The organism is Pseudorhizobium xiangyangii (genome assembly GCF_020531965.1).
Taxonomy (GTDB): domain Bacteria; phylum Pseudomonadota; class Alphaproteobacteria; order Rhizobiales; family Rhizobiaceae; genus Neorhizobium; species Neorhizobium xiangyangii.
Window position 1 is genome coordinate 1 of the sequence record NZ_JAJAWH010000047.1, and the last position, 14,046, is coordinate 14,046.

The following is a 14,046-nucleotide window of genomic DNA, read 5'->3' on the forward strand; positions in this document are numbered from 1 at the left end:
ATTCGTTTCTGCGCCCATTTTCGTTTGTCTACGGCTCCTTGTCCGTGGGTCCTGTCGCGTGCATCAACACTTCGCCACAGGCCGGACCCTAGTTCGAGATCCGTCGTCCATCCGCGCCAAAGACATGCAGGTACCGGGTCGGAAAGGACACCGGCACCACCGGGCCTGGTCGCAGTGCCTCACGGTCGGTCGTAAAGACCTTGAACGGCAAACCATTCAACGACAGATGCAGAATGATGCCAAATCCTGTCGGTTCGACAAGTTCCACGGCCGCATTCGTCCCTTCGCTCGTCAGCGTCACGTGCTCAGGTCGGATACCGATTGTTACGTTGTCTAAGTCCGAACAGTTGCTCAGCTGTGGAATGTCCAAAACGGTGTCATCCGCCAGACGAACACCGTTCATCTCGCGCCGGCCTTCAAGGAAGTTCATTCCCGGCGAGCCTATGAAGCCAGCCACAAACATATTCGCCGGGCGGTCATAAAGATCAAGCGGGCTGCCGACCTGCTGGATCACTCCTCCATGCATAGCGACAATCCGGTCTGCCAAGGTCATCGCCTCGATCTGGTCATGCGTCACATAGATCGAGGTCGCGCTTAGATCGCCGTGCATTTTCTTGATCTCAGCGCGCATCTGCTCCCGCAATCGCGCGTCGAGATTGGAGAGCGGTTCATCGAAGAGAAAGGCCTTCGGTTCACGAACGATGGCACGTCCCATTGCCACACGCTGCCTCTGTCCGCCGGAAAGGGCCTTCGGTCTGCGTTCCAGGAAAGGATCGAGTCCCAGCTTCGATGACGCGGCGGAAACGGCGGAAGCAATTCTCTCCTTTGGTGTCTTTCGCAGTCTCAGGCTGTAGCTCATGTTCTGCGCCACCGTCATGTGCGGATAAAGCGCGTAGGATTGGAATACCATGGCGATGTCACGATCCTTCGGATGCAACTCGTTGACCCGCTTTCCGGCAATCCGGATTTCACCGTCAGTCACATCTTCCAGACCCGCAATCATCCGCAACAAGGTGGACTTGCCGCAGCCCGAGGGGCCAACGAGCACGATGAATTCGCCATCTGCGATGTCGAGGTCTATCCCGTGCAGGACGGAGAAATTGCCATACGACTTCTTGAGATTCTCAATTTGAATGGATGCCATGTATCACCCCTTGACCGCACCAGCCGTCAGGCCGCGCACGAGATGGCGTTGTATGAGAAGGAAGAACAGACCTGCTGGAATGAGGGCCAGCACACCGGCCGCCATCATCTGCCCGAAGTCGACGGAGAACTTCGAGACGAATGTCAGAAGTCCCACGGGGAAGGTCGCGGCATCGTTGCCGTTGATGAGCATCAGTGCGAAAAGCAACTCGCTCCAGGCGGCCGTGAAAACAAAACCGAGTGTCGCTGCGATCCCCGGCAATGTCAGCGGCAGGATGATCTGCCGGAAAGCCGTGAACTTGGTCGCCCCATCGATCATCGCCGCCTCTTCCAGGTCCTTGGGGATCCCGTCAAAGAAGGATTGCATCAGGAAAGTCGCAAACGGGACGTTGAACGCGCTGTAGACGATGACAAGTCCGGTCAGGCTGTTGGTGAGCCCAAGCGGAGACAACATCTTGAAGATCGGCGCAACCAGCATGACGAGCGGGAACATCTGGGTCAGCAGCATCAACGCTACGATCCAGTACTTCGCGCGGAAGCTGAAGCGGGACAACGCATAACCGGAGAGCGAGGCACATACTGTCACCACGACAGCCGTCGATCCGGAGACGATAACGCTATTCTTGAAGAACGTCGGGAAATCACTGTGACGAAGGACGTGTGTGTAATGCTCGAAGGTCGTGCGCGACGGCCACATCCTCACGCCCTCCGAATACAGGAGATCGTTTGGCGTGATCGACACCTTGAGCAGCCAGAACAACGGAAACAGCGCAAAAACGACATAGCAAAGGATCGCCAGCCGATGTGCAACAACAGGAATAACGGATCGACGCATCGGCTCAATCCTTGCTCAGAAGAGATTGGCGCAGCAAGATGATCAGCATCGAATAGGCGAGCAACAGCACCAGCAGTACGAGTGCGATAGCGGACGCATAGCCAAAATCCAATCGCTTGAAGGCCTGGGTGAAGATGTAGCTCGCCACGATCTGGGTGCGATCGGCGGGCCCTCCGCCCGTCATGACCACGATCAGGTCGGCAAAGTTCGAAATCCACACAGTACGCAGAAGCACCGTGATGGCGATCGTCGGGGCAAGAAACGGCAAGGTTATGGAAAAGAACCGCTGGAACCAGCTGGCGCCATCGATAGAGGCGGCTTCGTAAAGGTCACGCGGAATGGACTGCAACGCGGCAAGTAGCGTGATCGCAAAGAACGGGATGCCCCACCATACATTGGCGATGATGGGCCCCCACATTGCAAGTCGAGGGTCGGACAGAAGATTGCCTGGCTGATCCATCAGGCCCATTGCAAAGAACCAGTGCGGCAACGGGCCAATAACCGGATTGAACAGCCAAGCCCAATTCAGCCCGGCCAGAAAAGAAGGAACTGCCCAGGGCAGAAAAACCAGCGCCTGTACGAGACCCCTTCCCCAGAAAGGCTTGTCGAGGAGCAGCGCCAGAATGAGACCGAGGAAGAACTGCAGGAATACCGACGCACCCGTCCACCAAAGGGTATTCTTCAGTGCACGATAAAAGGCGGCATCTTCGGATAGAGCACGGAAGTGATCGAGGCCGATAAAGCCCCCGGAAAACGGGTTGAGAAGCTGGATGTCCCGGAAAGCGTAGGAAATGCCAACCACGAGTGGCACCATCATGACGCCAATGATCAGGATCAGTGCCGGTGCACTGTAGAGGTAAGGTTCCGAGGCGTCTGCCAAGCGCTTTACGAATGGCGTCGACGTCCGATTTCCGTTGATAGTGCCGGTCAGGCTCATGACGTGATATGTCCCCGCGCGGCTTTGCGCCGTCTTGGCATGCTGAGGACCGACGGCTTGGACAGCCGTCGGTCGGTGGTGTTTCTGTCGTTACTGCTTGGCGAGATGCTTCTGCTGCGCCTTGGTGAGATAGTCGGCCCACTGGTCAGCCAATTCCTTTGGCGTGATGTCGCCGAGGAGCGCTTCCTGGGAGGTCTTGATCGCAACCGAATCCTTGAAGTAGGCGAACTCCTCAAGATATGTCGGCATGACCGTCGGGATGGTGTTCGGATCATTCAGCTCCTCGAACCATCCCTTGAACTGGTCACCGGCATAGAACGGATCCTGTTCGGCGGACGTGTAAGCCGGAAGCGCACCAATCCGCTTGTTCCACTCCAGATTGCCTTCCTTGCCCTGAAGTGTTGCAATCAGTTTCCAGGATAGATCCTTGTTTTCACTTGCCGAGAACATCGACCAGCCGGCGTATCCGATTGTCGGGAAAGACTTGCCATCCGGGCCCTTCGGCAGTGGTGCCACGCCGAAATCATCCGTGCTCATCCGCTCGGCGATTGCGATCAATGCATCGGGATCCTGATCGAGGAAGGCACACGTCCCGGAATAGAACCCGGCGACGACTTCATTGAAGCCCCAGTTGACGCTGTCCTTCGGAGCGAGACCGTTCTTGTACAGGTTGACCATCCACTCGAGGCCCTTTGCCCAGCCTTCGCTGTTCATCGTCGAGGTGCCGTCTTCGCTGAAGTATGCGTTGTTACCCGCCATCGAGGCTCCGAAGATCATCCAGCCGTTCAGCCCGCCCGGTCCGCCGCGCATGCAGTAGCCATATTTTCCGGGAATCTTGGAGACAGCTTCAGAGGCCTTTGTGAACTCTTCCATCGTCTTCGGTGGTTCACTGATGCCGGCCTCGGCCAGGAGCTTCTTGTTGTAGAACATCGCCCGCAGGTAGAAGCCGTAGGGCAACATATAGGCCGTGTCTTTCACGTCCCTGCCGAGTTCGAGAGCCCGCGGAGTGAGTTCCTTGGTGTTCTCCCACTTTGCGAGGTAGGGTTCGAGGCTTTCCAGCATGCCGTTGTTGGCATAGAGCGACAGCCACGTGTCGGGCATTTCCATGACGTCCGGCGTGTCGCCGGCCGATACCATGGTTGCAAACTTCTGGAAGGCCTCGTTCCAAGGAAGCGAGATGATCTCGACCGTCGTGCCGGGGTTCTCCGCCTCAAACTTCGAGACAATCGATTTAAGCGTTTCCGTACGCTCCGGGCTGGTAATGACTTCCACCAGTTTCAGCGTTGTGTCCGCAAGCGCGCTTCCTGCCATCAGCGAGGCGAAAAGAGCGGTTGTTATCAGCGTTTTCATTTCTTTTTCTCCCAGTTGTTTATTCGCTTGCTGCTCTAGGTGGCGATTGCGATCGCCTGTTCGATATCGCTCCAGAGTGCCTCGGTTCCCTCGAGGCCGACATGGAGGCGTACAGACCGCGCATGGATGCCAAACGTTTGCGCGGAATTCGGTTGAGCCTTCTGCTGCAGGACGACCTCACCCGGAACGATGAGACTCTCATGCCCTCCCCAGGAGACGCCCAGTTTGAAAAGCCTGAGCCGGTCAGCGAAGGCACGAATATCGACGCCCTCGCGAAAGATGAAGGAAAACAGCCCTGACGTCCCCGTAAGGCCTGGTGGCAGGGCGTTGGTTAGGCCGGGGTGGCACACCTGCTCCACCACGTCGTGTGCGTTCAGTCTGCGGGCGATCTGCAGGGCAGAGGCCTCGTGGGCCTTCATGCGAATTGGGAGTGTCCGCAAGCCACGAATAAGAAGCCAAGCATCGAAGGGAGACAGCTTGCCCCCAAGATAGGGGTATGCTTCCGCCTTGATCCGCGCGATCAACTCCCTTGAGCCCGCCACGACACCGGCCACGACGTCGCTGTGCCCGCCGAGGTATTTTGAAGCGGAGTGAATAACCAGGTCGACGCCGAGGGTGATCGGCTGCTGGAACACCGGACTCGCCCAGCTGTTGTCGATCATCGACACGACGCCATGCTGCTTTGCAAGTGCGGCCAGGGCGCCCACATCATGAGCCTCCATAACCCAACTGGTAGGGCTTTCCATGTAGAAGACCTTGGCACCGGGCAAGGCCCGGGCGACGGCTTCCTCGTCGCGACCATCCACGTAGGTTACATCAATCTTCATGCGCTGCAGGATAGTCCCGAACAGCCGAAATGCGTCCGGATAGACGTGGCGAACCGCGACGATACGGTCGCCAGGCTCAACGAAGCTTAGAACTGCGGACGATATGGCAGACATACCGCTTGCGAACCCAAGGGCATCCTCTGCTGTCTCAAGCTTCGCCAGCATTTCCTCAAACATACGGACTGTCGGATTGAGGCCACGGGTGTAGATGGGGCGAACCTTTTCACCGCGGTACGAAGCAATCATCTCGTCGTAATCGTTGAACGTGAAGAGAGAGGTTTGCGCAATCGGCGGGACCACCGCATCATAGGCGTTGCCTTCGTCATGGGCGACGATCAGCGAGGCGGCATCGAACGGTATGGCACCGTCACTCATTTCGACATTTCCTTGATATCTTCCTCGACAATTTCGAGGATTTTGAGTGTTTCGGCACGTGCCGCTTCTGCATCCTGCGAAACGATGGCATTGAACAACGTGCGATGAAAAGGGAACGAACGGCGAGCAAAATCATAGCGTTCGAACGGATGGCTCCAGAACCGCTCGAAGGTTTCCCGCATCTGCTCGAGCAGTTGGCGAAAAAGAGGATTATGCGTAGCGTCGTAGATCGCGAGATGGAACGCCAAGTCCTCCGGCCCCGACGCACCCCTCTCCAGGTGAACCCGCTCCATTTCGTCGAGCCTCGCGCCCATGAAGTCCACGTCATCGGCAGTGCGCATCCGTGCGGCGACCATTGACGCTTCGCATTCTAGGCCTCGCCTGACCTGAAGCGTCTTGAGGAGAGCGTCGCGCAAATCTGTCGTGTCCAGAGACAGCGGCATGTGGACGGTCGACCTCGATACCGGCTTGAGCAGATAGGTACCGCTGCCCTTGCGGGCTTCGATCACGCCGAGCGCTTGAAAATGCCGGATTGCTTCGCGGATGGTCGAGCGGCCGACCGCCAGTGCGGTCATCAACTGACGCTCCGGCGGCAGGCGGTCACCAGATTTGAGTTGCGCTGCGTCTATATAGTTCGCAAGCGCTTCACTGACGTCACGAGCCCGATCGATTCGCGGAAGCGGCGACATCGTAGGAGACTCTCGACGATCGATACGGAATTGGTCTGACATCCTACCAATAAAACGCCGCATACAGATGGTGTCAACCGGAGATGAGGGTGGTGTAGGACGCCACTAGGTTTGACACTGCGCCACCCGTTTGACATAGCCTTTTATGCAGGAAGGCCATAGAAAGCCCCTGCCGTCATGCCTGACGTCGAGCTAACTCACTAAAATCGTGATAAGAACCTGTTCGAAGGGCCACTTCAATTTCTCGAAGGTTGACGTTCGTTGCCGTGATGTACGACGACAATCCTCATCTAGTGACGCTGTGGATATTTTCGCTGGCATGATCCAAAAGGTACCTGCGGTCAGGAGAAGAGGCGTATGCGACATTGCCGCCGCTCACGGCTCTAATGCGGCTCTACCGCCGAGCTAGCATCACCGTGGGCCAACACTCCCAGCGAAGGCACTAACGCACCCAGCGCCGCAACAGGCAAAGGGGCTCGACTTGGAAAGCTAACGGCACGTTTTCGGCGGAAATAGTCTTCTTCAGTGCGCGACGCTAAGCGCTATGGAGCGTAGTGAATGCGGTACGCTCAGGCATCAATTGGTGTGTTCGGTCCTTGCTGCCGCCTTAGGCGTCCTTCATATGAACTCGATGACCGATTCGAAAATATTCGTTGGGCTAAAGCCCACTCGTGGAAAGCGTTCCGTTCCTGCGGAAATTACTGAGGGCAGTTGTCAGTGGGATGATTGCGACGACGGTGCGACAGCCAGAGCACCAGTTGGGCAAGAGGCGGAAGGGCTGTATCTGCGATTTTGCAACAAACACGTCAGGGAATATAATCGCGGCTACAACTACTACGCAGACCTCTCGGATCAAGTTGTTGCGGGTTATCAGAGGGCCGCCGCGTTAGGTAGCCGTGCGACCTCAGGAGCGGTCCATAGAGTTCAAGAAGCGCCCCTACCCTCTTCGGCTCGATCCGGTTCAGCAAAGGCACTTAACGCGCGCAAGGCCGCGGCACAGGGGCGAGAGCAAAAGCGTCAAGATGAGGCCCGAAAACTCAAAGTTTTAGAAGCGAGAGCATTCGAAGCGCTGGGGCTCGACTACGAAGCAACGCCCGTTGAAATCAAGAGTCGTTACAAAGAGTTGCTCAAACTGCACCATCCTGATGCCAACGAGGGCGACCGGGGGTCAGAGAGCCAGCTTCAAGCGGTGATTGATGCGCACAAGATACTGAAAGTGAATGGGTTCTGTTAGGTGAATGGACTGGTCACGCCTCCGCTCTTCTCTAGCGAACGGCCCGCAGGTCAAGGGCGTCGCGCATGGCAGCCCCAGGTATTGAGATCGCATTCCAGGAAATGAGATGGCCCTTAGTCCCGACGAGAGATTGATGGCGGCGATCAATGCCGAAATCGCACGACTGTTGATTTCCGCGCAAAACTGAGCCGGTTAGGCGCACAATTTCCATTGAGAATTGAGCCATGTGAACCTTCCCCCCAACGCGGTGAGCGACGGGGGCAACGGAGTGATCCACATGGGGCTTTTAAACATCATCCGTCGGATGGCGCTGCGCGAGAAGCAGTCGATCCGCGAGATCAGCCGGCGCACTGGGCTGTCGCGCAATACGATCACAAAGTATTTGAGCGCTGATACGATCGAGCCGACGTTCACGGTACCGGAACGACCGAGCGAGCTTGATCCGTTTGCCGACAAACTGGCGGGCTGGCTGAAGACAGAGGCCGGGAAGTCGCGCAAGCAGCGCCGAACGCTGAAGCAGCTTCATGCGGATCTGGTGGCACTCGGCTTTACCGGCTCCTACGGTCGCGTGGCCGCCTTCGCCCGTGAATGGCGGGCCGATCGGCAACGCGAGCAACAGACCACGGGTCGCGGCGTATTTGTCCCGCTGTCATTCCGCCCAGGCGAAGCATTCCAATTCGATTGGAGTGAGGACTATGCCGTCATAGGCGGCGATCGCGTGAAGCTTCAGGTCGCGCACATCAAGCTATCGCACAGTCGCGCGTTTCTGGTCAGGGCCTACTTGCTGCAGACGCATGAGATGCTGTTCGACGCCCACTGGCACGGCTTCCGTGTGTTTGGCGGCGTACCTGGTCTCGGCATCTACGATAACATGAAAACAGCGGTCGATCGTGTAGGCCGCGGCAAGGAGCGACAGGTCAATATCCGTTTCCCTGCGATGACGAACCACTACGTCTTTACGCCGGAGTTCTGCAACCCAGGGACAGGCTGGGAGAAGGGACAGGTCGAAAAGAACGTCCAGGATGCCCGACCACGCTTGTGGCAACAGATGCCGGACTTTCCAGATCTGGCGGCGTTGAATGCCTGGCTGGAACAGCATTGCCAGGACCTGTGGCTCAACACAGCGCATAACACACTACCTGGTTCGATCGCAGATGTTTGGGCTGATGAGCAGGCAGCATTGATGGCATTGCCTCCTGCGTTTGACGGCTTCGTCGAGCAGAGCAAGCGAGTCTCGCCGACATGCCTGATCATCTTCGAGCGGAACCGCTACAGCGTGCCTGCATCGTTTGCGAACCGGCCTGTCAGCCTGCGGATCTATCCCGAGCGCCTGGTCGTTGCAGCCGAGGGCAATATCCTATGCGAGCATGAGCGTGTCATTGAACGCAGCCACGGCAAGCCGCCACGAACGATCTACGACTGGCGGCATTACCTTTCGGTCATTCAGCGCAAGCCCGGTGCCCTGCGCAATGGTGCACCCTTCCTGGAATTGCCGTTGGCCTTTCGGCAACTGCAGGACCAGATGCTTCGCCGCTCCGGTGGTGATCGTGAGATGGCCGATATCCTTGCTCTTGTCCTTCATCACGACGAACAAGTCGTCGTCAGGGCTGTGGAACTGGCGCTGGATGCGGGCGTGGCGACCAAGACGCATGTGCTTAATCTTCTGCATCGGCTGATCGACGGCAAGACGACTGACGGTCCCGATATCGATACGCCACAGGCGCTGACCTTGCTTAGCGAACCCAAAGCCAACGTAGAACGCTATGATGGTCTGCGCGTACGGATCGTGGGAGGTCGCCATGCGTCATGATCCCGCCAGCGCCGCCGTCGTCATCATGCTCCGGAGCCTGAAGATGCACGGCATGGCTCAAGCCGTCCTTTACCTGATCGAGCAAGGTGCTCCGGCCTTTGATGCGGCCGTGCCCATCTTGTCCCAGTTGATGAAAGCCGAGATGGCCGAGCGCGAGGTTCGCTCCATCGCCTATCACATGAAGGCTGCCCGCTTCCCGGCCTACAAGGACATCTCCGGCTTCGACTTCGCAGCCAGCGAGATCAACGAAGCGACAGTGCGCCAACTGCACCGATGCGAGTTCATGGACGGAGCGCAGAACATTGTACTCGTCGGCGGACCGGGCACAGGCAAAACACACTTGGCGACCGCCATTGGTGTCCAGGCGATCGAACATCTCCGCCGGAAGGTTCGTTTCTTCTCGACCATCGAACTGGTCAACGCTCTCGAGCAGGAGAAGCCAAAAGGCAAGGCGGGTCAGATCGCAGAGACGATGGTTCGCCTCGATCTGCTGATCCTGGACGAGTTGGGATATCTTCCGTTCAGTGCCTCAGGCGGAGCGCTGCTTTTCCACCTGTTGAGCAAGCTCTACGAGCGGACCAGCGTCGTCATCACCACTAATCTCAGCTTCAGCGAATGGGCCACGGTCTTCGGTGACGCCAAGATGACGACCGCTCTGCTCGATCGTCTCACCCACCGCTGTCATATCCTGGAAACAGGCAATGACAGCTACCGCTTCAAAGCCAGTTCGGCCGCCGCAGCGCAAAAGAGAGGAGAAAAGCCGGTCCCTTGACCAAACCCTGATCAGAAAACCATACTCAGAGGTGGCTCACTTCTCGGTGGAAAAACCGGCTCAGTTCCGCGTGGAAATCAACAGTGGCGCAACCCCGTCGTAACGGCAGTCAGCCCAAGGCGATGCATCAGGTCGCCCTACATCATCGTTTTCGCTCCGCACCACCTTCCGTGGCGGGCTGACCTTCAACACAAATTCATTGAAGCTTGTTGATCGACCCCATACACCCTGCTCGCGCAAGTTCTTGAAGATTGCGATAGCCGATCCCTCATTTAGAGAGCGTGTATCGGTATGTATGGAAGCTGACAAAGGAACGCAGATGTCGATCACTGTACAGAAAACAATCCCCGCTGCGCGTATGCGTCAGTTCCATCAGATGGTTGATCGCTGGTTGGAGGAAGGTCCGATCAAGCTTGCGACGAATGCCACGATATCCGCAATGGACAATGCCGCAATCCCGAAAGCTGAACAGGCAGCGATCATCGAGGACCGGGATATCATCATGAAACACAATATGCGCCTCGGTGTCATCAGCGAAGTATTTGCACCAGCCATCGAGAAAACGGTGAACTCGTCCCGGTCAGGACGCGAAGCGCAGGACGAGATCGCTCGGTTGATTGTGACTGCAATTGGTATCCGTCAGGACGATGACAGTGAGCTGGTCACATTCACCTTCGCTACTCAGAGTGAGGCAGATTCATTCGATGAATCGATCTGAAGGCATCGCTGCGAATGATTTTCAGTCTCAGGTCTGTAGGCACCCCGCCGATGTGAGGGCCGTTCGGCTTCTGTCGGCCCTTTGGGGTCGTTGGCGCATTCTTCCAGAATAGGTCTTCGACAAGACGCGGCTGTCGCCACCGTTCTAGATCGACAACCATACCTGCTTGGCAAAGAAGAGGTCTCGGCCGAAGCCTGCATTGGCGGGAAACCGACGGGTACTATTCGCACGATATGGACAGCCCCGCGAGACGCGGAGCGTACGCGGCGAGCCTTCGGGATACGAACTCCGTGAAAAGCCGCACGCGCTTGGTTTTGCGTGCCTCCCCCTGAGTCAGAAGCCAGACCGTTCCATAAAGGTGTAGATTGGTATCCGGTACCCTTACCAGGAGTGGGTCGGCATCTCCTACGAAACATGGCAGCGTCGTGATGCCGATCCCTTGCCGCACCGCCGCGACCTGCGCCTCGAAGTCCGTGGTCCTAAACGGAGTGCCCGTTGCCCGAGACTCTCCCTCACTGGTCCAGGCAGGCAGGCCATGGCCGCTTATGGCGATCCACCTGGGTTCCGGGCCACCGGTTCGCCATGCGGCCAGTCGGTCGGCGGAAATGTAAAAGCCTCCGAATACTTCCGCTCCCTTCAGTCCATGAAGATTAAGGGGCAGGGCTTTGCGGTTGTAGACGACGCGGATCGCCACGTCGGCCTCCCGGTTGGTCAGGTTCGCCAGTTCGCCCGACGACGAAACGTCCATCTCAATATCGGTATGCAGACGCGCAAACTCGGCGAAGTCCGGCATGAGCAGGTCTCCTGCAAGGGGCGAGGGCAGTGTCACCCGCAGAAGCCCGCGCAGGCTCTGATCGCGTCCTAAAACGCGCGTTTCCAGCTGGTGTGACGACGCCTCCATTTGCTCGGCGAGTTCACACACTTCCTCCCCGGCAACCGTTACCCGGTAGCCGGAAGGCAGCTTCTCAAACATCTGCGTGCCGAGGCGCTCTTCCAGGTGGGCGATGCGTCGCAGCACGGTCGCGTGGTTCACCCCGAGGACTTCGGCGGCAGCCCGCACCGAGCCCGCACGCGCGACGGCGAGAAAATAGCGAACATCATCCCAGTCGATCATGGTGCAAACCAGCACCGCCTGGGTGCGCCTTCCAAAAACCATTACGTCACCCGTCGTACAACAGTTCGGAACTACACCAAAGATATATCGGCGCTTTACGTGGTGTTGGTTGTCGGTTTCGCGACCGCCGTCGTCTGCATCGGGTAAATCTGTGCTGGATCGTTTGCGCACCACCGTTGTGCGTGTTTTCGGACTGAACGCGCGGACAAAGCAAGTCTATCTTGAGCTCATCGGCTGTTCCAACATGAGCAGCCTGAATGCGAAGGTCGCCGGAATGCTGGAAAGCATCATCTCGTCGGCATCCGCCTAACCACGCAAAGGATGCATGAAATGAACAGACTGAATGGAAAGACTGCTGTCATTACAGGTGGCGCGACTGGTATCGGCCTTGCCGCCGCAAAGCGCTTCATCGAGGAAGGCGCTTTCGTCTTCATCTATGGCCGCCGCCAGGAAACGCTCGACGCCGCCGTGGCCGGCCTCGGCCCCAATGCCCGTGGGGTGAAGGGCTCGGTCTCCGATCTGGCCGAACTCGATCGGCTTTTCGCGGCGGTGAAAGCCGAGCGCGGAAACCTCGACATCGTCTTCGCCAATGCCGGAGCGGGAAGCCAGCTTGCGCTAGGCAAGATTACCGCCGAGCACATCGACGAAACCTTCGATACCAATGTGAAGGGTACGATCTTAACGGTCCAGCAGGCACTTCCGCTGATGGGCCAAGGCGGTTCGATCATCCTGACCGGCTCAAGCGCCGGCACCACGGGCGCTCCGGGAATGACCGCCTACAGCGCCAGCAAAGCGGCAGTGCGCAACCTCGCGCGGACCTGGGCCGAGGATCTGAAGGGCACCGGTATCCGGGTCAACGTGCTGTCGCCCGGCGCGACAGCGACCGACCTTGCAAAGGACGCATTGGGCGAGGAAGGCCAGAAGGCCTATGGCGCGATGACTCCACTCCAGCGCATGGCCGATCCGGCCGAGATCGGTGCCGTCGCGGCCTTTCTCGCGTCGCCGGACAGCAGCTTCATGACCGCCAGCGAAGTCGCTGTCGACGGCGGCCTCGCACAACTCTGACGCCCCCTACACCGGGCGCTCCGCTTGATCGTTCGAAGCGCCTGGTGGGCGGTCAACCTAAGGAGAATACGCATGAGCTACGCAATTATCGGCTTCGGCAATATCGGTCAGGCTCTGGCCAAGGCGTTCGCCCGTAAAGGCATCGAAGTATCCGTGGCCACCACTCGCGAGCCGGAGAGCTTTGAGGCCGATGCGGCCGCGATCGGCCCCGAGATCGTGCCCAAAACACTGTCGGAAGCTGTCAAGGCGGACATAGTCTTTCTTGCGGTCCGTTTCGAAGCGATCCAAGATGTTGCGAAGGCGCTGCCCACGTGGCAGGGAAAGACAGTGGTTGACGTGACCAACGCCTACGGAGTGCCTCCGGAAGAACTGAGCGGGCAGCCATCTTCGAAAGTCGTTGAATGGGCGTTCTCCGGCGCGAGGCTAGTCAAGGGCTTCAATCATCTGGCCGCTGCGGTCCTTGCCCAAGACCCTGCGGTGAACGGCGGCAGAAGAGTGGTGTTCCTGTCGAGCGACACGGATGCGGCGTTGAAGGAGATCGGTTCCCTCGCGAAGAGCCTCGGTTTCGGGCCGATCAACCTCGGCGGGCTGTCTGAGGGCGGGCTACTCGTACAGGCTCGCGGAAACAGTTGGGGTGACCTGATCTTCAAGGACTTGGTCAAGTTCGACGGGTAACACCAAGGCTTGGCGGGAATGGGACCGAGTGTACGGTATCATACTCGATCTCGAACCTCGTTTTGATCGAGAACGCTTTCTCAGCACCAGAATGAAAGACACGGTGACGCCTGTAGGGCGACACCATCAGCTTCGCGAAGCTGCAACTTGCTTGTTCAATGTTACCGAGCGTGACCAACCGGCACGTCCGGTCTTTGCTTTACTCGCTGTAGCCAGGTCCGCGACCGCGACCGCTCAGCAGCCATCCGATGCTGATCCCCAGGACACCCGCCAGCATGTCGAGCCGGTTGGCTCTCGGCGCGGAACGGTCATTTTCCCAATTGCTCCAGGTTTGCGGCTCCACCCCCACGACAGCCGCCGCATCTTCCAAAGACATTTCGGCAGCGTCACGCGCAAGCGAGATGCGCCCACCGAGCGTGTCGTCGATCATGTCCGTCGGCTTAATCGGATTATACATTCGAGGCCTCCATCTCGGGCAGACCACCGGCCGGGATATCCCGGC

At 58.1% G+C, this 14,046-nt stretch carries 15 protein-coding genes; 7 read left to right on the top strand and 8 right to left on the bottom strand.

Translation table 11 applies throughout. From position 1 onward, the window contains the following. Positions 1-88 precede the first annotated feature (88 nt). The 6 genes from LH464_RS23215 to LH464_RS23240 form a co-directional block, all read right to left on the bottom strand. On the bottom strand, positions 89-1,144 hold the full coding sequence (locus tag LH464_RS23215; protein WP_226788788.1) for an ABC transporter ATP-binding protein: 1,056 nt from the start codon (positions 1,142-1,144) through the stop codon (positions 89-91). Between the two features lie 3 nt (positions 1,145-1,147). Continuing rightward, positions 1,148-1,978 carry a carbohydrate ABC transporter permease gene (locus tag LH464_RS23220; protein ID WP_226788789.1) on the bottom strand — a complete coding sequence of 277 codons (831 nt, stop codon included), beginning with the start codon at positions 1,976-1,978 and terminating at the stop codon, positions 1,148-1,150. Positions 1,979-1,982: 4 nt separating this feature from the next. Next, positions 1,983-2,915 (bottom strand): carbohydrate ABC transporter permease, encoded by a 933-nt coding sequence (locus tag LH464_RS23225; protein ID WP_226788790.1) that lies wholly within the window; start codon positions 2,913-2,915, stop codon positions 1,983-1,985. Positions 2,916-3,005: 90 nt separating this feature from the next. Next, entirely contained in the window at positions 3,006-4,265 is a 1,260-nt protein-coding gene (locus tag LH464_RS23230; RefSeq protein ID WP_226788791.1) for an ABC transporter substrate-binding protein, read from the bottom strand. A 35-nt stretch (positions 4,266-4,300) separates the two neighbouring features. Next, positions 4,301-5,467 carry a PLP-dependent transferase gene (locus LH464_RS23235; RefSeq protein WP_226788792.1) on the bottom strand — a complete coding sequence of 389 codons (1,167 nt, stop codon included), beginning with the start codon at positions 5,465-5,467 and terminating at the stop codon, positions 4,301-4,303. Continuing rightward, entirely contained in the window at positions 5,464-6,156 is a 693-nt protein-coding gene (locus LH464_RS23240; protein WP_390625043.1) for a FadR/GntR family transcriptional regulator, read from the bottom strand. Before LH464_RS23240 ends, LH464_RS23235 begins: the two co-directional genes overlap by 4 nt. Before the next feature lie 622 nt (positions 6,157-6,778). Between LH464_RS23240 and LH464_RS23245 the strand changes: the two genes are divergently transcribed. The 4 genes from LH464_RS23245 to LH464_RS23260 all read left to right on the top strand — a co-directional run bounded on the left by LH464_RS23245 (position 6,779) and on the right by LH464_RS23260 (position 10,690). Then, on the top strand, positions 6,779-7,390 hold the full coding sequence (locus LH464_RS23245) for a J domain-containing protein (RefSeq protein WP_390625044.1): 612 nt from the start codon (positions 6,779-6,781) through the stop codon (positions 7,388-7,390). A gap of 277 nt (positions 7,391-7,667) precedes the next feature. Continuing rightward, complete coding sequence (istA, locus tag LH464_RS23250) at positions 7,668-9,200, top strand: IS21 family transposase (RefSeq protein WP_226788794.1); 1,533 nt, start codon at positions 7,668-7,670, stop codon at positions 9,198-9,200. Continuing rightward, entirely contained in the window at positions 9,190-9,972 is a 783-nt protein-coding gene (istB, locus tag LH464_RS23255; RefSeq protein ID WP_226788795.1) for an IS21-like element helper ATPase IstB, read from the top strand. The genes istA and istB overlap by 11 nt, the downstream gene beginning before the upstream one ends. A gap of 295 nt (positions 9,973-10,267) precedes the next feature. Next, positions 10,268-10,690, top strand: a complete 423-nt coding sequence (locus tag LH464_RS23260) for a hypothetical protein (protein WP_226788796.1) — start codon at positions 10,268-10,270, stop codon at positions 10,688-10,690. 220 nt (positions 10,691-10,910) lie between these two features. Here LH464_RS23260 and LH464_RS23265 read toward each other — a convergent pair whose 3' ends face one another. Then, positions 10,911-11,804 (bottom strand): LysR family transcriptional regulator, encoded by an 894-nt coding sequence (locus LH464_RS23265; protein WP_226788802.1) that lies wholly within the window; start codon positions 11,802-11,804, stop codon positions 10,911-10,913. A gap of 151 nt (positions 11,805-11,955) precedes the next feature. Between LH464_RS23265 and LH464_RS23270 the strand changes: the two genes are divergently transcribed. The 3 genes from LH464_RS23270 (at position 11,956) to LH464_RS23280 (ending at position 13,544) form a co-directional block, all read left to right on the top strand. Then, positions 11,956-12,114 carry a hypothetical protein gene (locus tag LH464_RS23270; RefSeq protein ID WP_226788797.1) on the top strand — a complete coding sequence of 53 codons (159 nt, stop codon included), beginning with the start codon at positions 11,956-11,958 and terminating at the stop codon, positions 12,112-12,114. Positions 12,115-12,134: 20 nt separating this feature from the next. Beyond that, positions 12,135-12,869: an SDR family NAD(P)-dependent oxidoreductase gene (locus LH464_RS23275; protein WP_226788798.1), complete on the top strand. Its 735-nt coding sequence runs from the start codon at positions 12,135-12,137 to the stop codon at positions 12,867-12,869. Between the two features lie 66 nt (positions 12,870-12,935). Then, a complete protein-coding gene (locus LH464_RS23280) occupies positions 12,936-13,544 on the top strand; it encodes an NADPH-dependent F420 reductase (RefSeq protein ID WP_390625045.1) in 609 nt (202 codons plus the stop codon). A gap of 199 nt (positions 13,545-13,743) precedes the next feature. Here LH464_RS23280 and LH464_RS23285 read toward each other — a convergent pair whose 3' ends face one another. Continuing rightward, on the bottom strand, positions 13,744-14,001 hold the full coding sequence (locus LH464_RS23285; RefSeq protein WP_226788800.1) for a helix-turn-helix domain-containing protein: 258 nt from the start codon (positions 13,999-14,001) through the stop codon (positions 13,744-13,746). Positions 14,002-14,046 lie beyond the last annotated feature (45 nt).